This window comes from Luteibacter sp. ME-Dv--P-043b, from assembly GCF_030209605.1.
Lineage (GTDB): Bacteria > Pseudomonadota > Gammaproteobacteria > Xanthomonadales > Rhodanobacteraceae > Luteibacter.
The window spans coordinates 115146-139400 of the sequence record NZ_JARVRT010000001.1 but is presented as its reverse complement, the minus strand read 5'-3'; the positions used below and the strand labels follow the sequence as shown (position 1 = coordinate 139400).

Sequence of the window (24255 nt, the reverse complement as noted above, 5' to 3'; positions counted from 1 at the left end):
CTGCTGGGTGCGCTTACTTGAGCGCTGACGCCAACAATCGGTTGAGCTTGGCCGTTAGTTCTTTCGCGAACTCCTCGCCTTCAGGGGTCAGGCCCACCACGTTGACTCGGTTGTCGGATTCAAGCGGTTGAAGGTTCACGACGGGCAGTAGCGGTGACTGCACGACGCCCTGGCGCTTACCGCGCAGGTAGCGAAGCTGTCGGGACAAGACAGCTTCGTCGACGCCACCGAGCGTCTGCGCCACCTCAGGCTGCGTCGCGCCGGGCTTCTCGATCACGGCCAAGAGCGCCGCAAGGTTGGCGACGGTGAATTGGGGGTTGGCCTCCAGAGCCACCCGCGTGTGCTGAAGCAGCACCCTCAGGATGTGGGCGGCCTGCTTCGAGGTCAGGGAGGTCATCACATGTCCTAATCGGCGGGAGCGGTCCGCGCGAAATGTATAGCATTACGAGTCCACAAGCGACAACTGCGCTTGATGGTCCAGTCCGGTTGATCCAGAACTGACCTCTTCGGAACTCTTCGATGATCCCCACGGACACGCGGGGGAGGCGAGGAAGCAGGTGAGCAAGAAGCGCATGCAGCATGGCATTTCCCAAGGATTACGTTGCAATTTGTTGTTGTGAAAGCAGTGTGTAGATTCTTGCGAGACGCTGCAATGTGCCCAATTCGTCACCTTCTGACCGTCTACGCCAGGAGCTGCCGTGCAGCGGATTCCAGGGCTTCCTCGGGGCTCGCGTCGGCGGCCTCGTCGAGCGCTTCGTTGAGCCTGTCCCAGAGGGAAAACGGGCTCATCACGAGCCCGCCCGGTTGATGACGTACAGCCAGCCGGCGAAGCAGGCGACGTAGATGGCGGCGTAGACCTTCAGGAGCACAATGGAGTCCGTGAAGGACAGCGCGAATCCTGCGACCGCGAGTGCGGCCATGAGGATGGAGATGGGTGGTGGAAAGCGGTTGGGCTTGGACATTCAGATTCCCCCTGTAGGAACCCAGCGAGCGGTGCGGTCTCGCTGGGCATTGAGATTAGGCGGCGTTCGTCTCGCAGAACGAGATCGGCTTCAGAGGGCGGCCAGGAAGGCGGCATCGAGTCCGTTGGAGGCCGCCAACCGCTGGAGACCGGCCCGCCACTCGTGCGGCCACCAGGAGTCGTGAATGCGCTGAAGTCCCACCACCAGCTCTGCGTGAGCACGCGGTACCAGCCTTCGGTCGAGCAGCGAGAGCCATCCGTAGCCGACGTTGAACTTCGTCAAGCCCTCAGCTTCAGCGTCGGACATGAGAGAGCCGGCCGCGCAGGCGCCCGCCTTGCCGCGATAGGCGCAGTTCGTGTCGACCTGGCACCGCTCGTTCTGCTTCAGCAGGTGCTTGGCGACGTGCTCGAACACCTCTTGGGCCGATGCGGTCGGCAGGGAGGCGAGGGTGATCGTCCAGGCGAGGTCGTGCTCTTGGGCCAAGTCGCGCAATTCGCGTTCCCAAAACTCAGGCTTGAAACGGTCGTGGATTCCCTGGAGGGACCGGATGAGGTTGGGATGAGCATCCGGAACTATTCCCCTGAAGGAGAGCTGCCACCAGGCTTTCTCCTCCATGTCGGAGATGTATTCGTCGTCGCCGATCAGGCACCCAGCGGCGCACATGAGTCCGTCGTGGCTGCGATAGGCGCAGATGGGGCCGGTAGGGCGCAGCTTCGACTGTTTTCCCTGCCGCAGCATGTGATCGCGGACCTGGTCAAAGACCTGCTGGGCCGTGGCGGACGCGAGGGTGGCGAGAGTGATACGCATGGGTCAGACCTCCGGGTCGAGGGGCAGGGTGGAGACGATGCGGAGGCCACGGACGTACGCCTGGTTCTCGGCGTGCAGCTCGGCGGCCTTCAGGGATTCAGCCTTGACGCTTTCGCCCCACTTGCGGCCCTCGTGTTCGAAGGTCGTGACGTAGGAGCTGAGTGCGGTTCTTGCGGTGGACGTGCGAGCCATGAGGGTTCCTTACGGGTCGTTGGGCATGAAAAAGCCGCCTCGGGGGCGGCTGGTGGGTGCGTTTTTGTAGAGCTAGCGAAACCTATCGGCGTACACTCATGCCTCCGACAAGGGGGGCGGGAACCATGAGCTACGCACAGCCGCAGTATTCGCGAAAGCAGGTTGCACGCGCTGGCGAAGTATTACGAAGGCTCTATGACCCTTCTAACGACTTCAACGACGCGTTCGATGCACTTTTGCCGGATGCGTTTAAAGTCCTGAGTAATTGGCGCTCATCTCATGGCTTCCCGCTCAATACACTCACCGTCAGTCTTAAAAAGCATGCGCGCGTTGTGTCTGATAACGCGGTTGTGGTGCAGCGGTTGAAGCGCCTGTGGTCGATCATGGCAAAGCTGGAGAGAGAGACTGGCATGTCTCTCTCGCGAATGCAGGACATAGGCGGATGTCGCGCCGTTATGCCGAATGTGCAGGCGGTCTACGCCCTCCGGGACCGACTCATTCGTTCGTCCATGCGGCACGAACTGCGCAGGCATACGGATTACATCGCGAATCCGAAGACCTCAGGCTATCGCGGGATACATCTTATATACCTCTACAAGAGTGACCGTAGCCAGGTTTACAACAACCTGAGCATCGAAGTTCAAATACGCTCTCGTCTACAGCATGCATGGGCCACGGCGGTAGAGACTGTAGGCACCTTTCTCCAGCAATCGTTGAAAGCTAGTCAGGGTTCGGCCGAGTGGCTAGAATTTTTTGAAGTCGTCTCGCGTGCTCTGTCCTTTATTGAGGACGTTGTTCCGCTCCCCGACGTGCCACGCATTCACGAAATCTTTGGGCGAGTCCAAGAGCTAAGCCGTGCCTTGAACGTTCGGCAGGTGTTGGATCAGTACGGACGTGCACTTCAGAGCACGACCGAAAATGGCCCCCAGGATGCTGCTTATTACTTGCTAACCCTTCTTCCTGAGAAACACACACTCACTATTCAGAGCTATACAGTGGCTCAGCTCACTGAGGCTAACGAGCGGTACACTGCGACCGAGCAGGCGTTATCCGATATTCCTGGTGCTCAGGTAGTCTTGGTCAGTGCCGAGTCGCTAGCCGCGCTGCGTAGTGCTTACCCCAACTACTTTCTCGACACCGATTTATTCATCGAGGCGCTAACGGCCATCGAGCAGAATGATCTCTTGTAAGCCACAGGAAGAGACGCAGCCGTTGTTTTGATGCCGACGCGTATCGCCTTAATCAGCTCCAGAACGCGTAGACGGTACCGTCGAACTCTACCAGCGACACATCGCCGGCGAGCTTCATATCCCGCAGGTACGCTTCGTAATCAAAGTAGCTCCGCAGGTTTTCGGGCATTTCATTGAGCACGCCGGCATCGTCAAGGTACCGCTCGACCCAATCGAGTTCGCTAGCAGCCTCCCCGGCGTACTTGTCTTCGAAATCCTCGTGGATGAAGTTGGACACGCCACGGTCCTCGACCCAGGCGCGGAAGGCGTCGCCGTGTTCCTCAACGCCCTTTGCGAACTCCAGGAGATCATCAAGGTCCGGGTGTTCCCCGAAGGATGCGGGGATGCCGTCGTAGTCGTGCACGGCCCATTCCTCGGCGCTGGGATTGTCGTCCGTCGCGAACTCGTGGCCACCACATTCGGGGCACTCCCAGTCGGTGCTGCCGTCCTCGGCATCCGTATGCAGACACCTGACGCACTCGCGGACCTGGACGGTCACGTTGGGGTGCTTGGAGTTCCTGAGGAGGCGCGCGATCTTCGCGTCGACCTTCGAGCGTTCCATGTCGCCGTCGAGGGCGATCCAAACGCCGTGCATGTGCCCGTTGTTGTAGTCGCTTAGACTGGCGACGTAGATGCGGGTGTCGGTCATGACTGCACGCTCCTGTCAAACTCAGCGAGAAGCTCCCGCGCCGATACCATGTCGTTAGCGATGGTGTCGCCTTCCTCGTATGGAATCAGGCTTTCGATGTCTTCAACGAGGCACCCGAGGGCGCTCGCCATGCGGCGCAGTAACGTGTGGTCCATGGTCAGAACTCCCTGCCTATCTGGTAGGCGATGAAATGGCGGCCCGCGTGTGGCCCCTCGTTGACGCAGGCGAACCGCACAGGGCTCTCACGCGACGAGGCGAACAACGGGCCTTCGATGTGGACGACGTGACACCGGGCGTACTTGCGCACGGCGTCGAAGATGGAATCAGCGACTACGATGCGGCTCGGCTTTCGGCCGGCGCACAGTTCTGCGACGCGGAAGGCGTGCATGTGACCCCCCTGAACGCGGGCAACAAAAAACCCGCCAGTGCGGCGGGTTCGTTGGTGGTGCGCAGGGATCGGGTAGGGCGCTACATGGCGCTGATGATCTTCAGGAGACCCAGCGCGGCAGCGAAGACGCCCGCAGCGGCGACGAAGGGATACCAACGTGCCTCGGCGTTGATCTTCGCGGTCTCGGCCATGAGCTTACCGATCTCGGCGCGGACTTTTTCCAGCTCGTCGGGTGTCATCTGTCTTGCCTCGTCGGCCATAGCGTCCTCCTTAGGTTATCAGGGTGTGTCGTGGTGTGGCATTCGCTGCTGCCCCCTCGGTGTCCTGAAGGGGCAGGGACGAAGGTCACGGGCGCCGTGTGGCGTCCCTTGCGTTCGTTCGGACCTTGTTGCGCACGATGGCGTCACGGATGCGGGCCACGGTCTTCGGGTCGGGCGGTGTGTAGGGGATGGGCATGGCCTAGTACCCCAGCCAGCCGAGCACGTCCTCGCCCAGGTATTCCTCGCGGTCCCCGACCTCAGTCAGGAACTCGCCTTCGTCACAGCCGTGTACCCGGACCTCTGCCAAGGCGGCAGCGCGGGGCACGAGGGCTACCAGTGCTTCCTCGAAAGTCATGTGGGGCTCCTATAGCTACGGACGGTGTACCTACGGTCGCCGTAGGCGCGGTTGAGGGCCATTGATTGAGCCTGGGCGCTGCTAAGAGCGCTCCAGCGACCTTTGATCCCCTGCGTGAGGGTGTCGATTACCTGATACATGCGTGGGTGTCCTTCGGGTTCGTGGGGAGGCCGAAGCGGTCCCCGTTGGGTCTTCTGCGGTGCTTCCAGATGTCGATGGGGTGCATGAGGTTTCCTTGCGTGGCGTTGGGGAATGGCAGCGGCTTCCGAGTGCTGCCAGTGATGCCCACGGTGTCCATGGACATGACTCACACCACTTTGAAAGACGCATCCAATCAAGTAATCAGGCGCGGATCGGCGGTGAGCGTCACCGCGCCTTGGATGTTCTCTCGACCGTGCAGCCCTTGCCGGGGCAGCGCGGCCATCGCATGTTGTCAATGAGCTTGCTGTGGGTGGCCCCATTTCGGTGGCCCAGCGTCGGATTTGATAATACATCCGATTGGAAGCTTGTCAAGTCATCAAGCATCTATCCGTAGTGCAGTGCCCGGCAGGGCGGTGGCAGTTCCACCGTTCGCCGCTCGTTTCCCTCAGGGGCCAGTCGGCTAGTCCTTCGGTTCCCTTGCGGCTCCACGTTTACCCTTAGGGTGGCCCGTGGTGCCCTGTAGCTCCATCACTGCGCCGTCCGGGTGGAGGGCAGGTCGTCGGCGGTCCGTGCCGTGACTTGATGCAGATACTAGCACGGATTCGATGCTTGTCAACTCGTCAATCGAATCGGAATGGCTGGGGTCGTGTGGTGGCGCCCTGGGGCCGTGCAGGGTCGATAGGGGTCGTGATGGGCCGTGGGCAAAACGACAGATGAGAACAAACACGGACGAACACACGGCGACAGCCCGACAGGGCCAACGCGGTGCCGTCAGGGTCTCAATGGGGCTCGATAGGGGTCGAGGAGGGCCTAGGGCAAGGCCGTCAGATACGTTACATGGCGCAGGCCGTTGCGGCCCAACGCTTAGGAGGTACTAGGTGCCGCGCTGGGTGCCGCTCCCCACCCCGACACAAGGCACCGCGCAGCGTGTGTGGTCATTGACGCGGGCGTGCTGCGTGACCTGCGCGGTCATTGACGCGCCCACGGGGGGGATGTGCGCGATCTACAGACTTTGGATACCCCAACGGAAATTTCCGCTGGATATTTTACCGGGACCTAGGGACACCCATGCAGTCCGCAACTGCATCCACGCCAAGCTCTTCAGGGGACTTGGCGGCGTTCTCAGGGACGTTCGTGTACGACACGACCTGCTGCACAAGCTGCTCTGTTCGCATGGTCCCTCCGAGAGGGCGTGCAGCCAAGCGAGCTTCGACCACGGTAGCGATCTCCTTGTCCGATTTCCCTTGGAGCTTCTGGCCGGCAGCGGCTACGTACAGGCGGGCAGCATCCGTGCACCCGATGAACCTGGACTCTGTCGGGTCTTGCGCTGCGAAGGCGACGGACGGAGCGAGCAGGAGCAACAGTAGGGGGCTGGAGACGCGCATGGTGCAATGCCTGACCGAGAACGGGACAGGTGAGTATAAGTGGCAGCATAGGAGCATGGGCAGGAAGCAAGAGAACCTAAAGACTCTATAGGGGACCTATGGACTCCTGTAGATACCCCAAGGCAATCACCCCCAACCCCTTCCCCAGCCCTGCTTCGGGGTGGTGGGAGGGGGTGGTGATCCCGAGCCCTGAGACTGCCGCTCGATACCCTCCGACCCATGGTCATCTGGACGGTCTACGGCTACGGCTACGAGGGGCGCTTTGGCCTCCATGGGCGCCCCTTTGCCCGCGTGAAGCGGATCGAGGGTGGTGGCTGGGAACTGAAGTGGCTCTACGGGCCTAGCCGCTGGAGGCCCATGTACGCCCGCCTGGCGCGCACGTTGACCGATATGGCCGACAAGTACGCGATGCGGCACCGGGCGCACATCGAGGCGCAGATGCCCACCGACCCGCTCATGGTGGTCTTCAGCGACACCGAGCTGGCGGACGCCTTCTGGCCCGGTTACCGCCAGCAAGACGTCCCGCGCGGCAGGCACGTTTAGGACTTGGGTCGACTCGACAGCGCAGCGGCCCGTGCGGCCTCCGCTCGCGCCCAATCGGAGCGCATCTCGGCCACGATCTCGGGCAGGTGTTTCGCAGCGATTTCGTAGACGGCGAGGGCGGGCACCAGAAGGTACCGGACGACCAGCCAGGCCCACGGGCGGGTGAAGGCGAAGTTCATGAAGCGGTCGATCAGGGAAGAGATCATGGGGTATTCCACAGGGTGATTTCGGCGGCACGACGATTGGTCAGGCCGGTGTTCTCGCGGACGGTTCCGTCCTTCAGGGTCTCTTTGTTCCACCTGGCGAGCTGTCGAGGGACCGAGGCGTAGTCGCCCTGGTTCAGCAGGCGCAGCAGGGTGGACGACATGAAGCGAGCGGCGCCCAGGTTGAACACGAAGGAGGCCAGCACGATTCGCTGGTTGGCGGTCAGCGGGACTCGGACGAGTTGATCTACCGCGCGGCAGGCAATGAGAGCGTCGGCCGTCAGGAGCGCTCTGGAGCGGTCCTTGGTGATCTTCAGGCCCTTTACGACGTCGTGGCCGGTGTGTCCGACGCCGATGGTCCAGACACCCTTGGTGTCCTTGTATGCTACGAGCCGTTCACCCTCGACCTTCAGAAGGAAGGCGACGAGGGCAGGGGATGGGGTATCGGCGATTATTTCTCCAGGGAGTGCGGGCGGATGGGAAAGAAAAAGGCGAAATTCCTGGGCTTTCGTTCTCGTGGAAGCGGTCCGCGTGAGCTTCCCCGGTTCGTACAACTGCTGGCATAAGTGAACGCTCCGACGACCCAGCACGAGGCCCTGTACGCCATTGCGGTGATGTCGGGCGTGCTCGCGTATTGCCCGAAGCACCATGCGTACTACAGGGGCTCAGCGGCCGTTGAGGACGCTATGCCGTACTACGACCGACACCTTGGCGAGATTCGCCGCTTCTTTGGGTCGCCGGTCGCGTTCTACACAGCGTTGAAGCACGCGCGGTCGATACACCCCGAGCAGTTCTGCGCGGCTTGTACGTGCGCCGTGGGGTTCGTGTAGGGCTGTCGAAGAAACTCGGGGAGGCCCCGTCTGATAGCTGACGGGGTGAGGGGCTACCGTTATCCAATTGGAGCGTCGAGATGGAGAAGCACAGCTTGGAGCAGACCGCGCAAATTGCGGTGTCGATGTATCGAGCTGACCGTTTTGAGGAGGCTGTCGAAAAGGACAAAGGTTTTCTACGCGCCGCTAGTGCTTCCGGCGCTCTCGGTGGTGCCATCAGCGAAGTTCTTTCGGCACACCGAGAAGCCGTCGCTTCCCTATCCACGTGTATCGTCGAGCGCTATCGCTGGGTGCAACAACACTCGCTCCTGCCTAGTCGGGTTTCGGAGAAGCGGTGGATATCTTTTGCGGAGCAAGAGTCGAACAAGCTAGCGTCCATGCTACAGGCGCATACAAAGTCACTGCTTAGCAAGCACCAAGCCTTTTCCGGGAGCGCAGGTGTGCAACTGCTTAGACAGGAGGACTACGACGCACAGAACGCGAAGATGACGATGTTCGTCAAGATCAGAGAGGCGACGCAGGAGGTGAAGAAGGCTTCCTACCGCTGGTCTCTCAGACTCCTAGATCGGATCTTGATGATTGTCGTGGGGGCAGTCATCGCTGGCGTAGCTCAGCTCTATTTCAAGCGTTAGTAGTTGTCGAAGAAATTCGGAGCGGCCTGTGAATAGCCCAGGACGCTCTCTTCGAACCTGCGGTACTCCAGCTCCATGAGTTCCTCTAAGCGCCGTTCCTCCTCGCTGGACACGTCGCGGTCGAGGTACGAGGTCCAGTACGCAACGGCCATCGCCAGGGCATCCAGACGGTCGTCGTGACGCAGGGCGCCACGTTCCCGCGTGATGCGGGTGAGCTGGTGGAAGAGCTGGAACTTGGGCTCGCTCTTCTGGTCGGCTCGGAGTAGGGCGGCATCGACCACCAGGCGGTGCTGGTTCATGACCGGCTCCAGCGTATCGATTATCCGCTTCTCCTTCTGTCCGGTGCTGCGGACCTCTTCCACGGCACACGGGTAGATGCGGCGTAGCACAGGCTCCAGCAGCTTCACGAACATGCCGTCGCCAAAGTTCGACTCGACCAGGATCAGCTTGATCTTCTCGGCCCTCGCAACGTGCGCGATGTTCTCTAGGGCAGCGTCGTCGTAGCCGCCAGGGAGACCCCCAGCGCGCCTCAGGAACACCATGCCGCGCAGCATCTTGGTCACGGCGTAGCCCGTCTCGTCACCACCACGTCCCGAGGGGTCGATAGCCATGACAGAGCCCGTGAACTCCTCCATCTCCTTCGCCACGTACATCGGCCGGTACAGGCGGTCGCCCGTGAAGCCGACAGCGGGGATGTCGTTGATGGTGTGTTCCGGGGACGACGCCCACACGATCCGGATGGGGGCCACCTCACGATCGATGTCCATCGTGATGAGGTCGCTCAGCTTTAGCGGGTAACGCTCGCTGTCGGACAGAGTCGTGTCCAGCATGAACTGGAGCATGAAGCCCGAGCGCCCATAGGACGCCTCTCGCTTCATCAGGTCCTCTTCGTGGAACCGCGAGGGCTCTACAGGCTTCCAGGCCAGTGAACTGTCGTTTTCGAAGCGCTCCACAAGGTACGGGGCGATGCGCCCGCTGTACTGTTCGAGGTGCTTGCGGCTCTTCGGGAACCTGGCGGGCCACACGCGAATCTCGTAGCCACGGTCCGGGAGCTGGTTGTAGATCGACTCCTCAGTCTGCGGCGTGCCCAGGTAGATGATCTCGGCGTTCGCAAGGGGCTTCAGGATCGCGTCGAACTCCTTGATGAGTTCGGACAGCTTCTCCCGCTGTGCGACGGTGGCCGAGTTCTTCACCACCTCGACGTCGTCGGCGATGATGGTGTCGGCGCGGGAGCCCGTGAGCTGGCCCGTAATACCGACCGACTTCACCGAAGGCGACTGGTCGGGTTGTGCAGGGCCGACGTCGAAGGCGAGGTTGGAGTCTCGCTGGCCGGCGCGCGGCTTCAGGTGCGCAAGTTCCGGGACGGTCTCGATGAGGCGCTTGACGAAGATCGAGAAGGCATCCGCTCGGTCCTTGGAGGCCGAGACGACCAGCACCTTGTGCTGCGGGTCTTTCCATAGGAGCCAGCAAACGTAAGCGGCGGTCAGCCAGGACTTGCCGATGCCTCGGAAGGCTTCGATGACGCGGCGACGGGGACCGTGCTGAAGGTACGTCGAGATGTCGTACTGAACCTCCGTGGGGGCAGGGAGGTTCAGATGTCGCCAGATGTGGAAGACGAAGTTGCGAAAGTCGTGGAACGGATGCGGTGCGGGTTCGGGGTTGCAGAAGCGCTCAGCGGCAAGCTCAGCGTCGTGCTGCGAGGTGCTCAATGCACCCCGTCAGCCTGCGGGTCGAACGGGTACTCGTTGAGCTTGGCGGCAAGGGCACCTGTCGGGGAGCCCTCAGCGGGAACCGCTTCAATGCCGTTGTCCTTGAGGAACTGCCGGGCGACGTTGAGGATCGCTGCGTTGCCCTTGTCGGACATGTCCATCGTGTCGATGGCGTCCTTCAGGGTCTTAGCCAGGGCGGTGTGGAGATCGCCGAGGGCCTTCTTGGAGGCGGACATTACTTGGCGAGCCACTTCTGGAAGAGACGCTCTACGGCGGACGAGCCGAGGCTCGACAGGACGCATGCGACACCGATGGTGGCGTTGGTGGAGATGCTGGGGAACATGAGGGATGCAGCAGCGGCACAGAGGCCGAGAGCGCCGGAGATGATCGCGCGCGCCATGACGACGCGGGCAGTGATCTTCTCAGTGGAGGCAAGGAGCTTGCCGATGCCCACGACGGCGCCGAGGGTCGCCAGGGTGGCGACCAGCTTCGTATCGTTGTCCATTTGAGGTAAAGCGGATCAGTTCCAAGAGACAGTGAAGTCGGCGGTAGCCGACGAGGTTCCGTCCGACACGGTCCAGCGGTAGATGCCGCGAGAGGAGGTCGGGGTGGAGTTCGTGTTTACGGCGGTGAACGTGGCCTGGTTCCCGGCCACGGAGTTGTTGAACTGCGTGCCGCTGACGAAGGACAGGGAGTAGGTGACGTTGCCGTTTCCGCCGCTAATCGCGCAGAAGGACGTGCCGACCGTGTAGGTGCCCTTGTTGCTGGCAGAGCCCGAGGGGCTTGATGCGGTTGCGCTGAGTGGAACGTACCGAACCGCATTGGCGAACTGACTCAACGCCAGTGCATTGGGGTCGGTCGAGATGTTGCCGTTCTGGGCCACGTTCGGGACGTAGGCGCCGCCTCGGGCGTAGGCCTTGAGATTCCCAGGACCACCGAACTCCGCGACGATCTGCTGAAGAGTCGGCGATCCACTAACCGCCATCGGCGGCCTCCAGCTCTCGGATGCGTGCTCGCAGGTCGATCACGATCTCGAACAGTAGGTGGAGCATGTCGACGCCCAGCTTGCCGTCGCCACGGTCTGTAACGTACTCAGGGGCGAAGCGCTGGACCTGCTGGGCGATGGGGCCGCTGGAGGCACGCTTGGTGTCCCGCCACATGTACGTGTAGTAGTTCACCATCTCCGAGATGCCCGAGCGGGCCTCGGCGCGGACGATGCGTTCCTTCAGGGTCGCATCCGACGACAGGACATAGTCAGTGGCGTACGCACGGCCGTCGTTGCCGACCCAGAAGCGACTCGCGACCGGACCGTTGTTGTTGGCCCAGCCGAAGATCAGCGTGCCGGACGACTGGTACATGACCCAATCGTTGCCCCCGTCGCGCATCGCGTAGCCGCCACCGAACTGACCGGAGGTGACCATGGTGAACGACTGCGCGCCATTTCCGGGTGCCGTCGCCACGTTTGTCGAGACGGTGCCGTCGAACCGGAAGTGCCGATAGGTGCCTGTCAGGCTACCCGCATAGAGGTCGCCACCCGCAGCGATGAGATTGCCACTAGCGGAGAAGGCGCCTGTGGTGTTCGCTGTTCCGTAGAAGGTCGTGCCTGAGGCGCCTAGGGACATCAGCGAGTCCCATGTCGAGCCATTGAGCCTCTGGAAGTACAGGCCGAAGTCATTCGACCCATCAACGGAGGCGAGCGCTCGATAGCCACGGCCATTGCCGTTCACCATCAGGTTGAGGTTCGGGGACGACCCAGCGGTAACGGTGAGAGAGCCGTTGACGTTGCCGTTCACGCTGTTCACCGGGCTGAAGCCGAGCGCGGCCTGCTTACTGTCCAGGACTCCCTGGAGCCCCTCAACGTCCGCGATGGCATGGCGGTGGTTCACGGACGCCTTGCCGGCAAGCGCGTTGCTCAGGGACGTGATGTCCTCGATGGACAGCGTGACGTTGCCCACCTTCCCCGCTACAGCGGTGACGCTCTCGGTGTTGTCGATCAGGTCCCAGCCGGAGCCGTTATGGACGATGTTGTCGCCGTTGCGGTACGTGATGCCGCCGATGGTGCCGCTGCCGGTGATCTTGTAGAAGGCACCTTTCGTGGCTCCCGTGGGCAGCGTGTTGGAAGATGCATCCCACGCGCCGAGGTACACGAGGGAACCCGTAGCGAACGCCTGGGCCTTGATGGCCCAATGCCGAGCCGAATACTCGCCAGGAACGACCGCTTGGTCCTCGACGTTGGTCGCCCACGCTCGCGAGAGGTCACGCGCAGTCTGGGCGTCACCCAGCGCGATCAGGGCCGTAGACGCGCTGGCTGCGGAATCGTCGGCCTCGGCCGCTGCCTTAGAGGCACTGCCGGCCGCCGCTGTCGCCTGCTTGGCGCTCTCGACAGCACTCGTGGTTGCAGCGGTAGCTCGGGCGTTGGATGTGTGCCGGGAACTCTCGGAGGCTGCGGCGGAGGTCGCCGAGTCCGTTGCGGACTGACTGGATGCGGAGGCGGAGTCAGCGGCGTGTTGGGCCGACGCTGCGGAGTCCACGGCGGATGCAGCGGACTCGGAGGCGGACTGCTCCGCACTGGTGGCGAGGGCAGTGACGTGGTTGGCAATGGCCTTCACTCCGGCAACTTCGCCGGTCAGGGAGTCGACCATGGAGGTGACCCGCTTCTGCAACTCAGGGAACGATGGGACCTGGTGGTTCACGTCGGTGCCATCGGTAACCGTCACCTCGCCGGTTGGCTGGGTGAGCACCGCGATCATCTGGTTCTCGCGGGTGTCCCATCGATCCACAAGGGCCGACAGGCGTGCGGCTAGTGAGGCGTTACTCACGTAGCCGGGGGTCTCATTCGTTGCGATGTTTACCTCAGCCCGAAGGCGTATGCAGTGACCTGCGTGATGTGGAAGTTCTCAGGCCGCGTGTTGGAGAAGGGGTCGAGACCGATGCGCACGCGGTACGTGACCGTGCCCGTGGCGATGGCGTCGAACGACAGCATCGAGTCGAAGTCGGTCGCGCCTCCGCCGATGATGTGGTTGTGCACCTTGACCTGCTGCCAGGAACCGCCCGCGAACCTCTCCAGGTAGATGCCGCCTGTGGAAGGGCTACCGGACGTGTTGTTGATCTTGCACTCGACGTGGATTACCGGGAGGTGCTGTTGTCCCAATCGCGTAGTGGCAGGGAGGTCGAACTGCACCGCAACGCCACCACCCGACGCGGTGAGGTCTCCGGTCCACGACGCGGTGGCTGTGGACTGGAGCTGGTCGATCATGTTCTGGGCGCGGATCGTGCCGTTGAATGCGGCGTTGCCGTTCCGATCAAACCAGACGACGGCGTTGTTGGCGTTCTTGACGCCTGCGCCGATCCAGAACGGCCAGGGGTCGTTCGGGTTGTTCGTGATCTCCACACGGAACTCGTTGGGATCGATGACGTTCCCGTAGGCGTCGAGCTGGTACGTTCGGAAGATGCCGCCGTTGACGGTACCCATGTTGGCCGAGATGGCCGATAGGGAGTTCGTGGTGATCTTCTGGGCTGAGATGGAGCCATCGACGATAAGCTGGCCCGTGATGCCTACGGTGTCCACGCCTCCGACTCGACCGGCGACGAAGGGGAAGCTCACGACTCCTCCGCCCCGAGGGGATGCGAAGGCGAATCGGTCGGCGAGCACGGTAAAGGTGCTTCCGCCTTGGGACGATGCGCCGAGGCCGATCCCAGCGATGACGGGGACGCCATTGATGCGCCCAGCGTCGATCTTCAGCGACCAGTTCGCTTGCCACTTCGGGTTCCCCGTGGGATCGGCGGTACCGTCCACGAATGCTTCGAAGCGGTTCTGGAGAATGGCGAACGACCCGGATGCCCATGCTTCGACCTGCTGGGTCGAGATGGTCTTCGCGTAGTCCTTGGTCGCGTAGGTGGTCGTGAGGGTCTGTGAGATCGCCTTGGTGACGTTGTCGTCTGCCGCCTTGAAGTCCGAGGAGAGCTTCGTGATCGCCTGCGCGCGTGCTTCGGTCTCGGTAGTGACCGCCTGGCGCACGTCGGTGATACGGGACTCGGCGCCACCGATGGCGGCGTTGACCTGCGTAATGGCCGTGGCGCGCGCTTCGGTCTCCGTGGCGATAACCTGGCGGACATCGACGATCTGAGCGGCCGTGTCGTCGTGCTGTGCGTACAGCTCGGTAATCTGCTGGGCCATGGAGGACGTATCGGTCACGAGCGTGGTGATGTCGGTCTCGGCCAGGGCCACTCGCTTCTCGACCTTTCGACGCTCGTTGAACCGCTGGTCGCTGCGGAGGATTTCGTCGAGCAGCGTCTCAGCCGTGGAGTCGATGGGCTCGATACGCTCCAGCAGGAGCTTCATGATCGGCGACTGCATGACAGCGTCGATGATCTGGGTGATGGCTGGATTGGGCGTCGATCCGTCAGGCATCGGCCAGCCGGAGCCGCCTCCGGGGAGACCGCTGCCGCCGTACGTGCCGAAGTCGAGCTGCTCCTGCATGATGTAGAGGAGCTGCTTCGAATTCACGTTCATGTCGGACGCGGGTAGCTGACCTCCGTCGTGGAAGACGGTGAGAAGGTCATCGCGCCGGGTGAAACGGCGAGCGGTCACTAGAATCTGCTCGGGCAGCTTCGAGGTGACTTGGAATTCGGTAGGGGAGAGCCATTTGATCGGCTGCTCCACGGCGTCCCCCACGTCCCCTGCAAACACCCTGAGGTCTTCAAGGTGCAGGTAGGGGAAGGGGACGGTGTAGGTGGCACCGTCGCTCGCCAAGTACATGACGAACGAGTAGCCACGCGCTAGGGGCTGCATGGACCTCCTGGGGTTAGTTGGGGAGGTCACCCTCCGGAAGTTGCTTGGCGGCCCATGAGAGCCCGTTGCGAACGCCAGTGACGTTCTGGAACCAGAGCAGGGACATTGCGTCCCGCGCTTGCTTCGATGTGACGTGCTGCTTGGGATCGAGGGCGGCCACCAGGGTCTTCGGGAGGCTCCAGAGAGCCCGCCCGGTTGCCAGGGTGGGGATGCCCTGGACACCCGAGTCGAGTCCCGTTGAGCGCCCGTAGGCGAAGATCGGGGTGTCGTCGCCACCTAGGGCCTGCTTGACGCCCAGGTCGTGCGCGATGGTGTCCGTCATGAACGGCAGGATCGACGAGTAGCTCGATTGCTGGAACGCCTGCTTAGCCAGTTCGTCCCACTGCATGAGCTTCTCCCGCTTCTCGGGGTCACCCGTCGTGTTCAAGTAGTTGCGCGCCGCCATGCCGATGCCTGCGAACAGGGTCGACCCCATCCACATCTGCGCCGTCTGCCAGTCCCGCATGTGCAGGCCGTGGAGCATTACGGACGTGTAGGAGTTCGTCATGAACGTGCGGAACTGCGTGAAGATGCGGCCGGTCGCTGAGTGCATGAGCTGGACCGAGTCGCCGACACCGCCTTCGCCGATGGTGCGCTTGGCGTTGCGGTTCACGAACAGGGCCATGAGACGCTTCTCGTCCGCTGTCCACGAGCCCCAGCCCTTGGCGATGTCATGGACGCTCTTCAGGCCCTTGAGGCGTGCGAAGAGGGTGGCCTGGTCCTTGGCGTCGAGGCCGCCAGCGCGGAGGCGGCGGACCATGCTGGCCGAGATGCCTTCCTTGTTGGCGAGCTGGACCAGGCGCGCGGCGATGCCCACGCCCGCGAAGCCCTGTAGGAACTGCTGCATGGGGGCGATGCCGGACACCACGCTCATGTAACGCTGGCCGTACTGCATGCCTCGGTCGAGCTTGTTCAGGCCACGGCCCACGGCGGTGTCGTTACGCCACACAGACTCGCCCACCGCGTCGAGGCGGAGGTAGGGCTGGTTCCGGACGAAGTCCGTCCCGAGGCCAGTGATGTCGGCGAGCCAGGCGGCCTCTTCGTGATCGAAGTTGCCCATACGCATCTTGCGGACCATGTTGATCGCGGCGGGTGCCGCCTTGAACGCGTTGCGCGTCCCTACGGCGCCGAGAACGGAACCAACGCCTTCCAGCATGGTGAATCCGACCTGGCCCATCGTGGTCATGAAGTTCTGCGACCGGATCAGGCGCGAGCCGCGAGTCCAGGCAGAGTTCGGGGCGTCTGAGGTCGACCGGCCAAGGATGGAGTTGAAGGTGATATCGAGGGCGCGGGTCAGGTCGCTGTCGCCGGCCTGCTTACTCTGAGAGAGGACGAACTGCTTGTAGCGGTCAAGCTCCGCCTGGGTGCCGATGTTCGCGTGCTTCTTGAGCGCCGCCCATCCTGACATCTCGCGGATGTAGTCAGGCACGAGGTTATCGACGTTGTTCTCCAGCAGGTCGGCGATGTGCACCTGGTGGGTGTTGCCCAGCTCGTCCGTGAGCGTAGCCCCATAGGACTCGTCGAGGTCGATACGGCTCTTGGCGCGCGCATGCAGGGCACGCTCGCCAGCATCCTTCTCCAGCTTCCCGACCAGTGCATCGATCTTCTGCGCAGTCACGCCGGCCTCCTGAAGCAGTTCGCGTACGCTCGTGGCGTCAGCGGCAGCAAGGGTGCCATGGAGATCGGAGGGACCGCCCATGGCCTTCTCGTAACCGCGCTTGAGCCAAGCTTCGCTCACGGCGTTGAGGAGGTCTTCGTTGATCGTCTCGCCTTGGCCGAGGTTCTTGACCCAAGCGCTGCGCATCGCAGGCTTCACGAGGTTCTCGCGGAGGTTCTCGAATGAGAGGCCCTTGGTCGAGTTGAGGTCGGTGTAGCCCTTGGCACTGAAGATGCGCGGGAGGTAGCCATTGCCGTCGAAGGGCTGTTCGAAGCCGGGGACACCGTTGGCCCGCAGTTCGTCGGCCATACGCTGGAACGTCTTCTGCACCCGCTGAGCGGACGCGGCTACTTCGGGCTCCATATCCTGGGCGACACCACGGATGTAGTAGCCCACCGACTCGTTGAAGTTTTGCCGAGCAGCGTCACCGCGTACGCCGGTCTTCTGTGCGAACTTGGCCCACTCCTGTTCAACCGCAGTGCGGTACTCGCCGTGCACGGCCTGGTCGAGAAGCGCGGACTCTTCGCTCGCCGTGAACTTCACAGCAGCGTTTCGATCCGCGTAGCCGACGCTATCCTTCAGGAGCTTTCGGGACACGTCACGGAGCACAGCGGACTTGCTGCTACCGAGGCGGCCAGCGATATCGCGTCGGACCTTGCTGAAGGCCGACTTGGTCCCTGCGTTCGCGTAGGCGTCGTCGATGACCTTCTGCTGCCACTCGGGCGTTCCCACAGCGGGACCGTCCAGATTGCTGACGACGGAGCCATCGACGCGTGCAGCGCCCATCGAGTCCGAGGCATCCTGAGCGGCACCCTTGGTGGCCTGCGCTTCCCTGACGATCTTGTTGGTTCCTGCTGCGGCCTCAGCCAGCTCGCCGCTACGGAAGCCGAACACGCCGCCCGCTAGGAACTGGAAAGCGCCTGCGCTGACAACCTGGGCCGTGTCGATCTCAGGGTCGTACTGCGATGCCAGCAGCTCCGTGCCCACGCCAGTGGCGCCCGCGATCAGGCCCGAACGAATACCGTTCACCAGGGAGGTTGCCTTCGCGCCGTAACCCAAGCCACCCGAGAGGGCGCCGATAGCGTACATCGAGGGGTCGAGCAGGCCCGCCGCTGCGTTTCCGAGAAGTCCGTATTGCGCGGAGTCTTCCTGGGCCATCTTGTTCTGCATGGCGTACGACATCAGAAGATCGGCGTGTTCGCCGGATTGTGCGCGCTCCAGCAGCTCCGTCTGATTGTCCAGGCCGCTGGCCCGCCACTTCTCGATGTACGGCTTCAGTGCGTCGCCGTAGAAGTTCTCGTCCCTGGGTACTCCCCGTTCTTCGAGGGCTCGGTCGGCCCACGCGATGGGACCTTGGACGATCTTGGCACCGATGAGGTCGCCGAACGTGGTCTTGTCCTTGACCTCCTGGGCCTTGGTCGCAGCCGTGCGTGCCTGGCCCTCAAGGACCGTTGCACCAGCGGACGGTACTGGCCGGACGTATTCGCCGTCCTGAGCATAGATGCTCGGTAGAGTGTCCACTGGTGGCGCTCCTTAATGCTGTGAGGTGATGAAGTCCGCGAAGGACTGAACGTGGTTGGTCGGGTCTTGCACGTACTGCTGGAGCTTTGCGGCTCCCTCGGCACGCTTTCGGTTCGCAGGGTCGAGTGCGTAACCTGAGGTGTCCCCCGGCTTGATCGACGTGGCCTGCTGGCCGAGTTTCACCTGGAGGCGCTTTGCAGCCTCGGCAGTCAGTTCTTCGTCGGGTTGACCGAAGGTGGTGAACGCCTGTGCATTGCGAACGCGCTTCTCGTCTTCCTGCTTCTTCCATGCCGAGTAGTTCTCTCGGGTGGCCGAGGGGATGACATCGACGAATGCGGTCTTCTTCTGCGGCTTGCCGTCAGGTCCATCGACGGTAATCTCGTGCGTGACGTCGAGAGGCACGCCCCCGGCTGCGAAGTATTTGAGACGCCACTTGTCGGGCGAGCCGGGCACAGGGACAAACCAGACGGGGTCATCCTTACCGACGACGTTCTGCGCGACGAGGCGGTCCTTCCACATAACGCTTGCTTCGGTCATGGCGTCGCTGGTTTGAGTCTCGACGCCGTCGCCCGTGCCGTATGAGCGGACCAGACGGTCACCCACCCGGACGTATTCGGCCTTCACGCGCTCGATGGCGGTCTTGGCGGCAACCTCGGGCGGGATACCCTGCTGCACCATGTTCCGTACGCGGAGGCGATAGGCCGCATCCATCTCCGTGATGTTGGCGATGGGCGTGTCCGACTGCCAGAAGTGCGGAGCATCGAAGTCTTTCGGCTTCGCCTTATCGACAGCCTTCATAGCCTCGCTGACGTTCTTGTTGATCGTCTCGGTGTCCAAGTTGCTACCCATCTTCACCTGGGACCACGCCTGCGTTCCTGTGGCGCCGAGGGCGCGCGCCTGCTGGTACTGCGTGATTCGGGCAAGGGTCTTGTCGTCCACCTGCTGTGCGGCCCACGAGGGCGAGATGTTCTGCATGTGTTCGAAGATGCCGACGTAGCGTTCCGCGCGGCTCGGGTCGTTCTCGTCGATACTGCCGAGGAGCGTCTTCAGGGCCGGGATCGGGGCGCCCGTGCGGGCTGAGTGCTCCAGCACTTTCATGACGTCGGGGCTCGTCTCGCCCTTCTGCAGGGCCGCCGTGAGTGCGCGGTCGCCGGCCTTCGAGACATCCTCGGGCTTGATGCCGGAAGCTTGCTCGCGCAGGGCATCATGGTTCATCCAGGCCAAGTCGGCCCGGCGCTGCTCGGCCGCCTTCTGGGCCTTCTCCGCTAACCGCTCGCGTGCTTCGGCAGACTGGCGAATCTTGGCGGCGACCTCGGCAGCGGACTTGTCATTCGCCTTGCCCCACGCGGTGGCGCGCGCTGCGCCGAGGATGCCCTTGTCCGCGAGAGCGTCGATCTGGACGGTCTCAGCAACCTCCTGGTCGTAACGGGCCTTCTGGGCGCGCTCGTCCTGGATGTGCTGGCCCACGCTGGCTGCGTTGCGCAGTTCCTCAGCGTGCTCCGGGATGGAAGCCAGGGGCGTCCTGCCGGGCGCCATCGGGGTCTCAAGGAGGGCCTTGCCCTTCGTGAGGTCGATGTCGCCGGAGGCCATGGCGGCCTTGAGGGCGGTGACCGCCGAGTGCTCGATCTGGTCCTCGGTGAGGCCCTTCTGGAGACCATAGTCTCGCCAGGCGCCCAGGGTGCTCGGGTCGAGCATGTGGCCGGTCCTGAGGCCATCGACGAGGTACGCCTGATAGCCTTCCTCTTCCCGCTTCTGCCCCTCGGCGATGGACTGCTTGAGAAAGGCTTCCTTGATCGACGGCTGCTTCTGCGCCATAGCAACCATGAACGCCTTCCGGGATTCCTCGGGGAGCTGGGTCTCTTCGACGAACGTCGCAACGTGCTGCTGCATGACCTGGTCGATGTCGGCGCCGGGCTCCAGCTTTGCAAGCTCCGGCTGGAACTGCTGCTCGAACCTGTTCGCAGCGTTGAGGCCGTCCGTTTCTTCGTATGCCTGTCGCTGGGATTGGTTGGCGGTCGCCAGCCAATCGTGGTCGACCGTACCTGTGACAGCGGCCTCGTCGGCCTTGGCCTTGCCTTCCTTGGCGGACTGTGCGGCAAGGGCGGCGTCGTTCTGCTTCTTTTGCCGGGCAGCGTAGTCGAGGACGTCTGTGGTCTGGTTCGACATGCCCGACAGCGCTCGGCTCAGTGCGTACATCGCCGAACCCGCGCCGGACGAATCTCGCTGGCTCGCCTGGACCTGAAGCGGGACGTTCTGTGATGCAGACGAATCCACCGGCTGTCGCGGGGTGATGCGTGTCGTGTCGAACCGAGGCATGTGGGTTCCTGTTATGAAGTGGGGATCGTTGCGGGGTGGGTCTTCGCGTACCACGACGCGCCCCCATTGGCGGCTGCGGAAGCAGAACTCGACAACCCGGAGATGAGCTGGCCGTTGATCTCGGAGGAGCGGCTGCGCGCCTGCTGCGTGTTCTCGATCTGACCGTTAACCCGGTTCTTCTCGATTCGCGAGACGTCGCGTCCGGACTGCATGAGGATGTCCGTCAGGATCGCGTTGGTGCTGTTGCCGGAAGCGCCGGACTCTGCGGATGCCGTGCGGGCTGCGGCGCGCTGCTCGCGAGCGGCCTTCAGTCGGTCGTCGGTCTGCGCCTGAGCAGCGGCGTCGGTCTGCTCCTGCTGGACCTTGAGCGTCTCCTCCATCGCGCGCTTCTGCTGGTTAGCGGAGTAGACAGCGGTGCCTGCCGCCACAACCGCCATGATGATCGGTACTGCTGCGATTGCGCACATTAGGGGATTCTTCCGAACTCAATGAAGGGATGGCCTTCGAAGTCATGGACTTTGAACGGCCGAAAGCCGAGGCTCAGCAACCAGCGCTGGGCGCGTAGGTGCCGTGCATCGACGAAGTTGAAGAGGGCGGAATAGAGCGGGCTCCACTCGGCGATGAACTGGTGCGACGTTTCGATGAACTCACGAGCGACACGCCCTCTCGGCCCCGTGGAGAGCATCCAGGGAACCCCGAGGTTCGTGTCGAGCGAGAAGTCGGCTACGCCGAACGCGGCCTGGGGCTGTCCGTCCCAATAGGCCACATAGGACTCCCTGCTGGCCGCAACGGACTCTTGGAGGGCCTTGAGGGGCGAGGACCAACCGCAGGCGTACAGCTCGGCCACATCCTCCGCGCACATGCGGGAGGCGATGGTGTCGAGCGCCTCGGTCGATGGCGCGTGGATGGTTATGGTCACATGCGTACCTTGGTGGTGTAGAGACCTTCCCACTGGACCGATTGGAACCAGGCCGGGTAGGGCGAGTCAGTCTCGAAGGCGACGTTGACGGCTTCGGAGCGAGAGGCCACGAGGAACGTGTAGTTGCCATCGGAGATCGAAGGGGCATCCAGCAGGAACGCAGCGTCGCCCGCAGTGCGGCCGGCGAACGTCGATTCGAGCTGAGGCACGAGCTGGTCGATTGCTTCGGGGCGACCCTTGGGGTAGATGCGGACCTTGAACGTCGACGTGTCGGCGAACCGGACCGTCATCCGCTTGAGCTGGAGTCGACCGATGATCTTCGCGGCGTTGTTCTGGTCCCGCATGAACTGCTGGGACAGCGTGATGCGCCGCTTGTACTTGTAGCCGACCGTCACCCGCCCACCGTCATATCGACCGGGGAGCCGTAACGTCTGCCCACCGTTCACCAGGGTGCCCTGGCGGATGTCGAGGTACGAGCCGGGTGTCGCCCAATCCTTTGTCTTGACCACGCAGAGGCCGTCAAGGGTCGGGAGGATCGCGGGAACCGTGATATCCGTGTAGTTCCCGAACGCCTGGTACGTTGGCCGGATGGTCTGTCGGCGGTCCAGATGGATATCAAAGTCGTCACGGACATCCGTGAAGACCGGCGAGGGACCGAGGTCCATGCGGAGAAGCTCCACACCGCCGCCCGGTGACTTGGCGATCAGGTACAGGTCGGTGCCGATGGCATTCATGTGGACGACCTTCCCGGTGCCCGATAGGGACCAGGGGTGCCACGCGGACTGCTGCTTCTCGTCGCCCTGCCATTTGAACTGATGCACGTACACCTGGGGGGCTGACGGGTTGTCATGGGCCAGCAAGAGGTAGTCGGCATCGCTGACGGCGGCCATGGCGCGCGTGTCGCCAGGCACGTACGAGGGGACGTGAGCGGTGATGTTCGCGGCCTCGGGCGTGACCTGCTCGTCGGACACGAAGTATTCGCGCACCGTGCTCCAGGGCTTGCCCGCATTCTCATTCACGAAGAAGAGGCTGCTTCCCGCGATCAGGGGTTTGATCGTCGTCGACACCTGATAATTGGTGACGGGATCGATCTTGACCGTCTTCGGCGTGAGCGTAGGGGACGCGGTGAGCTGAAAAAGGGACGTCTTGCCCGTAGCGAAAAGCATGAGTGCCTTCTGGTACGGGACGCAGTGGAGCATCTCCGCGACGCCCTCCGTGGGCGCATTGGCATCGATCACGTCGCTGTCGAGCAGGGAGGTGACCGAGGTGCGCCAGAAGTTGTAGTAGTGCCCGATCTCGCTCATCACGACGTTCCCGGCCGACCCTACGATCCCGAGACGGTCCCGATGAAAGAAGAGGTCGCCGATGCGCTGGTTCACGAAGGACGGCGGCGGGCTCGAACCCGCATCACCGGCATACATGCCCTCCCATTCGAGCGGACCGTAGGAGAAGTAGAACCCGTCCGGGTTGATGCTGTCGGGGATACGCTTGAGGCCGTGGGGCATCGTCGCGTTCTCCATGAAGCCCGGCGTGCCCGGCTTCGCCACTTCGTCCCACACCTTCATGCTCTCGTACTGGACGTAGTAGTTGTCGAAGGCGTTGGACGCGTCACCGCGCACCTCGTAGATCGGAGCGCCGTTCATGGCGGTCTTCGGCAGGTCCGTGAAGGTCTGTACGGAGCCCGACACGAATCCGGGGGTCAGCTTGGCGGACATCCGTACGACGACGTCTCGGTTCGCGATGAACGTGTAGTCGTCGATGGTGACGGCCCTCAGGGACTTCCAGGTTTCCTCGGAGGTCGAGAGGTAGCCCATGGACGCCTGGTCCACGTTGACCTGGTACTCCTTGCCGGTGACGTGGTCGAACACGCGCACGCGGCCCGGGTAGATGACCACGATGTACTTCTCGCGCGAGTCGCGAACGATGCTGTGGAAGAACGCGGTGTCAGGGATATCGGAGCCGAGGACTCCGACGAACTGTGCAGGGGACCTCGGGCCAGCGCCACGGGCTGGGCTGAGGTTGCAGTTCAGTGCTTCTTCGATCTGATTGGGCAGGCGCACGGATGCGTCCTGCTGGGAGACCCCGCCAATCATCGACGGGATGGTTCCAGAGGTGAGGGGCATTAGCGCGTAAAGACCTCCGAGACGTCGGCGCCATCGTTGAACATGTTGGCGCGCGGCTCGTAGAGCGCGTGCTCTTCGAGAAGGGCCATGAGGGCGAACTTCTCGTCGTCTTTGGTGAACGAGTAGGACTGGTCCGAGCCCTGGTACTGCGCCTGGAATTGCGTGGCGGCCCGCACGGTGATGTAGCGCCGCGCAGTTTCGGGAAGGGTCTCGAACGGGAACCCCCAGACGACCTCTAGGATCGGCGGGGAGTCGTTGTTGAATACGTAGGTGCTGTCATCGGCGTTCCACAGCTTGCCCATGCGCGGCACAATGCGGCGCGAGTCGGACGTGGAAGGGCGGATCGACAGGATGTTCTGCGGAAGCACGACCTGGCCGTCAGCGGCCGGCGTGAAGGTGTAGCTGTAGTCGAGGTTGAAGTACCAGCCCTTCGACTGGGTCTCGCGCGATTTCGAGCGCAGCGTGTCACGCGCGATGGCCGCGTCGGTGAACCCCAGGTTGTCGAGGGTGTTGACGGGCGTCTCGCCCACAGCCTGAAGCACTGCGTTGACTGCCTCAAGTTCGGTAGTGGGTGCGATGTCCATGGGTCTCCAAAGGAAAAAA

General features: G+C 62.8%; 26 protein-coding genes. 3 read left to right on the top strand and 23 right to left on the bottom strand.

Annotation, left to right across the window (positions count from 1 at the left end):
* Window positions 1-13: 13 nt before the first annotated feature.
* From QRN34_RS00780 to QRN34_RS00765, 4 genes are all read right to left on the bottom strand, one after another.
* Entirely contained in the window at window positions 14-397 is a 384-nt protein-coding gene (locus QRN34_RS00780) for a MarR family winged helix-turn-helix transcriptional regulator (RefSeq protein ID WP_285401123.1), read from the bottom strand.
* Between the two features lie 391 nt (window positions 398-788).
* Complete coding sequence (locus tag QRN34_RS00775; protein ID WP_285401121.1) at window positions 789-962, bottom strand: hypothetical protein; 174 nt, start codon at window positions 960-962, stop codon at window positions 789-791.
* A 90-nt stretch (window positions 963-1052) separates the two neighbouring features.
* Window positions 1053-1769 (bottom strand): hypothetical protein, encoded by a 717-nt coding sequence (locus QRN34_RS00770; RefSeq protein ID WP_285401119.1) that lies wholly within the window; start codon window positions 1767-1769, stop codon window positions 1053-1055.
* 3 nt (window positions 1770-1772) lie between these two features.
* The gene (locus tag QRN34_RS00765) at window positions 1773-1961 is read right to left on the bottom strand and encodes a hypothetical protein (protein ID WP_285401117.1); all 189 of its coding nucleotides are present in this window, start codon (window positions 1959-1961) and stop codon (window positions 1773-1775) included.
* Window positions 1962-2086: 125 nt separating this feature from the next.
* On the opposite strand from QRN34_RS00765, the gene QRN34_RS00760 reads away from it, so the two are divergent.
* Window positions 2087-3151, top strand: a complete 1065-nt coding sequence (locus QRN34_RS00760; protein ID WP_285401115.1) for a RelA/SpoT domain-containing protein — start codon at window positions 2087-2089, stop codon at window positions 3149-3151.
* A 52-nt stretch (window positions 3152-3203) separates the two neighbouring features.
* Here QRN34_RS00760 and QRN34_RS00755 read toward each other — a convergent pair whose 3' ends face one another.
* The 5 genes from QRN34_RS00755 to QRN34_RS00735 all read right to left on the bottom strand — a co-directional run bounded on the left by QRN34_RS00755 (window position 3204) and on the right by QRN34_RS00735 (window position 4842).
* Window positions 3204-3839 (bottom strand): antirestriction protein ArdA, encoded by a 636-nt coding sequence (locus QRN34_RS00755; protein WP_285401113.1) that lies wholly within the window; start codon window positions 3837-3839, stop codon window positions 3204-3206.
* On the bottom strand, window positions 3836-3994 hold the full coding sequence (locus QRN34_RS00750; protein ID WP_285401111.1) for a hypothetical protein: 159 nt from the start codon (window positions 3992-3994) through the stop codon (window positions 3836-3838). Before QRN34_RS00750 ends, QRN34_RS00755 begins: the two co-directional genes overlap by 4 nt.
* A 2-nt stretch (window positions 3995-3996) precedes the next feature.
* Entirely contained in the window at window positions 3997-4227 is a 231-nt protein-coding gene (locus QRN34_RS00745) for a hypothetical protein (RefSeq protein WP_285401109.1), read from the bottom strand.
* A gap of 80 nt (window positions 4228-4307) precedes the next feature.
* Window positions 4308-4487: a hypothetical protein gene (locus QRN34_RS00740; RefSeq protein WP_285401108.1), complete on the bottom strand. Its 180-nt coding sequence runs from the start codon at window positions 4485-4487 to the stop codon at window positions 4308-4310.
* Window positions 4488-4686: 199 nt separating this feature from the next.
* Window positions 4687-4842 (bottom strand): hypothetical protein, encoded by a 156-nt coding sequence (locus QRN34_RS00735; RefSeq protein ID WP_285401106.1) that lies wholly within the window; start codon window positions 4840-4842, stop codon window positions 4687-4689.
* Window positions 4843-6587: 1745 nt separating this feature from the next.
* Between QRN34_RS00735 and QRN34_RS00730 the strand changes: the two genes are divergently transcribed.
* Window positions 6588-6911: a hypothetical protein gene (locus QRN34_RS00730; RefSeq protein ID WP_285401104.1), complete on the top strand. Its 324-nt coding sequence runs from the start codon at window positions 6588-6590 to the stop codon at window positions 6909-6911.
* On the opposite strand, the gene QRN34_RS00725 is transcribed toward QRN34_RS00730, so the two are convergent.
* Complete coding sequence (locus tag QRN34_RS00725; RefSeq protein WP_285401102.1) at window positions 6908-7117, bottom strand: hypothetical protein; 210 nt, start codon at window positions 7115-7117, stop codon at window positions 6908-6910. The genes QRN34_RS00730 and QRN34_RS00725 overlap by 4 nt on opposite strands.
* Window positions 7114-7764, bottom strand: coding sequence for a lysozyme (locus QRN34_RS00720; RefSeq protein ID WP_285401100.1), 651 nt, complete (start codon window positions 7762-7764; stop codon window positions 7114-7116). Before QRN34_RS00720 ends, QRN34_RS00725 begins: the two co-directional genes overlap by 4 nt.
* Before the next feature lie 260 nt (window positions 7765-8024).
* Between QRN34_RS00720 and QRN34_RS00715 the strand changes: the two genes are divergently transcribed.
* Window positions 8025-8576 carry a hypothetical protein gene (locus QRN34_RS00715; protein WP_285401098.1) on the top strand — a complete coding sequence of 184 codons (552 nt, stop codon included), beginning with the start codon at window positions 8025-8027 and terminating at the stop codon, window positions 8574-8576.
* Here QRN34_RS00715 and terL read toward each other — a convergent pair.
* The 12 genes from terL to QRN34_RS00655 form a co-directional block, all read right to left on the bottom strand.
* Window positions 8573-10285 carry a phage terminase large subunit gene (terL, locus tag QRN34_RS00710; protein ID WP_285401096.1) on the bottom strand — a complete coding sequence of 571 codons (1713 nt, stop codon included), beginning with the start codon at window positions 10283-10285 and terminating at the stop codon, window positions 8573-8575. The two genes, QRN34_RS00715 and terL, sit on opposite strands and share 4 nt — an antisense overlap.
* A complete protein-coding gene (locus tag QRN34_RS00705) occupies window positions 10282-10521 on the bottom strand; it encodes a hypothetical protein (RefSeq protein WP_285401094.1) in 240 nt (79 codons plus the stop codon). Before QRN34_RS00705 ends, terL begins: the two co-directional genes overlap by 4 nt.
* Entirely contained in the window at window positions 10521-10790 is a 270-nt protein-coding gene (locus QRN34_RS00700; protein ID WP_285401092.1) for a hypothetical protein, read from the bottom strand. Before QRN34_RS00700 ends, QRN34_RS00705 begins: the two co-directional genes overlap by 1 nt.
* Before the next feature lie 15 nt (window positions 10791-10805).
* On the bottom strand, window positions 10806-11270 hold the full coding sequence (locus QRN34_RS00695) for a hypothetical protein (RefSeq protein ID WP_285401090.1): 465 nt from the start codon (window positions 11268-11270) through the stop codon (window positions 10806-10808).
* Window positions 11260-13104: a tail fiber domain-containing protein gene (locus QRN34_RS00690; protein ID WP_285401088.1), complete on the bottom strand. Its 1845-nt coding sequence runs from the start codon at window positions 13102-13104 to the stop codon at window positions 11260-11262. The genes QRN34_RS00695 and QRN34_RS00690 overlap by 11 nt, the downstream gene beginning before the upstream one ends.
* 29 nt (window positions 13105-13133) lie before the next feature.
* Window positions 13134-15077, bottom strand: a complete 1944-nt coding sequence (locus QRN34_RS00685) for a phage tail fiber protein (protein WP_285401086.1) — start codon at window positions 15075-15077, stop codon at window positions 13134-13136.
* Between the two features lie 13 nt (window positions 15078-15090).
* On the bottom strand, window positions 15091-18294 hold the full coding sequence (locus QRN34_RS00680; RefSeq protein WP_285401084.1) for a hypothetical protein: 3204 nt from the start codon (window positions 18292-18294) through the stop codon (window positions 15091-15093).
* A gap of 12 nt (window positions 18295-18306) precedes the next feature.
* The gene (locus tag QRN34_RS00675; protein WP_285401082.1) at window positions 18307-20610 is read right to left on the bottom strand and encodes a hypothetical protein; all 2304 of its coding nucleotides are present in this window, start codon (window positions 20608-20610) and stop codon (window positions 18307-18309) included.
* 11 nt (window positions 20611-20621) lie between these two features.
* Complete coding sequence (locus QRN34_RS00670) at window positions 20622-21077, bottom strand: hypothetical protein (protein ID WP_285401080.1); 456 nt, start codon at window positions 21075-21077, stop codon at window positions 20622-20624.
* Window positions 21077-21529, bottom strand: a complete 453-nt coding sequence (locus tag QRN34_RS00665; protein ID WP_285401078.1) for a hypothetical protein — start codon at window positions 21527-21529, stop codon at window positions 21077-21079. The genes QRN34_RS00670 and QRN34_RS00665 overlap by 1 nt, the downstream gene beginning before the upstream one ends.
* Window positions 21526-23589 (bottom strand): hypothetical protein, encoded by a 2064-nt coding sequence (locus tag QRN34_RS00660; protein WP_285401076.1) that lies wholly within the window; start codon window positions 23587-23589, stop codon window positions 21526-21528. Before QRN34_RS00660 ends, QRN34_RS00665 begins: the two co-directional genes overlap by 4 nt.
* Before the next feature lie 62 nt (window positions 23590-23651).
* Entirely contained in the window at window positions 23652-24236 is a 585-nt protein-coding gene (locus QRN34_RS00655; RefSeq protein WP_285401074.1) for a hypothetical protein, read from the bottom strand.
* Window positions 24237-24255: the final 19 nt, after the last annotated feature.

Coding starts and splice junctions, on each gene's coding strand:
- QRN34_RS00780 (WP_285401123.1), bottom strand. CDS start 397: ATGACCTCCCTGACCTCGAAGCAGGCCGCCCACATCCTGAGGGTGCTG.
- QRN34_RS00775 (WP_285401121.1), bottom strand. CDS start 962: ATGTCCAAGCCCAACCGCTTTCCACCACCCATCTCCATCCTCATGGCC.
- QRN34_RS00685 (WP_285401086.1), bottom strand. CDS start 15,077: ATGCAGCCCCTAGCGCGTGGCTACTCGTTCGTCATGTACTTGGCGAGC.
- QRN34_RS00730 (WP_285401104.1), top strand. CDS start 6,588: ATGGTCATCTGGACGGTCTACGGCTACGGCTACGAGGGGCGCTTTGGC.
- QRN34_RS00725 (WP_285401102.1), bottom strand. CDS start 7,117: ATGATCTCTTCCCTGATCGACCGCTTCATGAACTTCGCCTTCACCCGC.
- QRN34_RS00700 (WP_285401092.1), bottom strand. CDS start 10,790: ATGGACAACGATACGAAGCTGGTCGCCACCCTGGCGACCCTCGGCGCC.
- QRN34_RS00765 (WP_285401117.1), bottom strand. CDS start 1,961: ATGGCTCGCACGTCCACCGCAAGAACCGCACTCAGCTCCTACGTCACG.
- QRN34_RS00755 (WP_285401113.1), bottom strand. CDS start 3,839: ATGACCGACACCCGCATCTACGTCGCCAGTCTAAGCGACTACAACAAC.
- QRN34_RS00760 (WP_285401115.1), top strand. CDS start 2,087: ATGAGCTACGCACAGCCGCAGTATTCGCGAAAGCAGGTTGCACGCGCT.
- QRN34_RS00720 (WP_285401100.1), bottom strand. CDS start 7,764: ATGGTGCTTCGGGCAATACGCGAGCACGCCCGACATCACCGCAATGGC.
- QRN34_RS00715 (WP_285401098.1), top strand. CDS start 8,025: ATGGAGAAGCACAGCTTGGAGCAGACCGCGCAAATTGCGGTGTCGATG.
- QRN34_RS00670 (WP_285401080.1), bottom strand. CDS start 21,077: ATGTGCGCAATCGCAGCAGTACCGATCATCATGGCGGTTGTGGCGGCA.
- QRN34_RS00735 (WP_285401106.1), bottom strand. CDS start 4,842: ATGACTTTCGAGGAAGCACTGGTAGCCCTCGTGCCCCGCGCTGCCGCC.
- QRN34_RS00695 (WP_285401090.1), bottom strand. CDS start 11,270: ATGGCGGTTAGTGGATCGCCGACTCTTCAGCAGATCGTCGCGGAGTTC.
- QRN34_RS00740 (WP_285401108.1), bottom strand. CDS start 4,487: ATGGCCGACGAGGCAAGACAGATGACACCCGACGAGCTGGAAAAAGTC.
- QRN34_RS00675 (WP_285401082.1), bottom strand. CDS start 20,610: ATGCCTCGGTTCGACACGACACGCATCACCCCGCGACAGCCGGTGGAT.
- QRN34_RS00770 (WP_285401119.1), bottom strand. CDS start 1,769: ATGCGTATCACTCTCGCCACCCTCGCGTCCGCCACGGCCCAGCAGGTC.
- QRN34_RS00705 (WP_285401094.1), bottom strand. CDS start 10,521: ATGTCCGCCTCCAAGAAGGCCCTCGGCGATCTCCACACCGCCCTGGCT.
- QRN34_RS00745 (WP_285401109.1), bottom strand. CDS start 4,227: ATGCACGCCTTCCGCGTCGCAGAACTGTGCGCCGGCCGAAAGCCGAGC.
- QRN34_RS00750 (WP_285401111.1), bottom strand. CDS start 3,994: ATGGACCACACGTTACTGCGCCGCATGGCGAGCGCCCTCGGGTGCCTC.
- QRN34_RS00655 (WP_285401074.1), bottom strand. CDS start 24,236: ATGGACATCGCACCCACTACCGAACTTGAGGCAGTCAACGCAGTGCTT.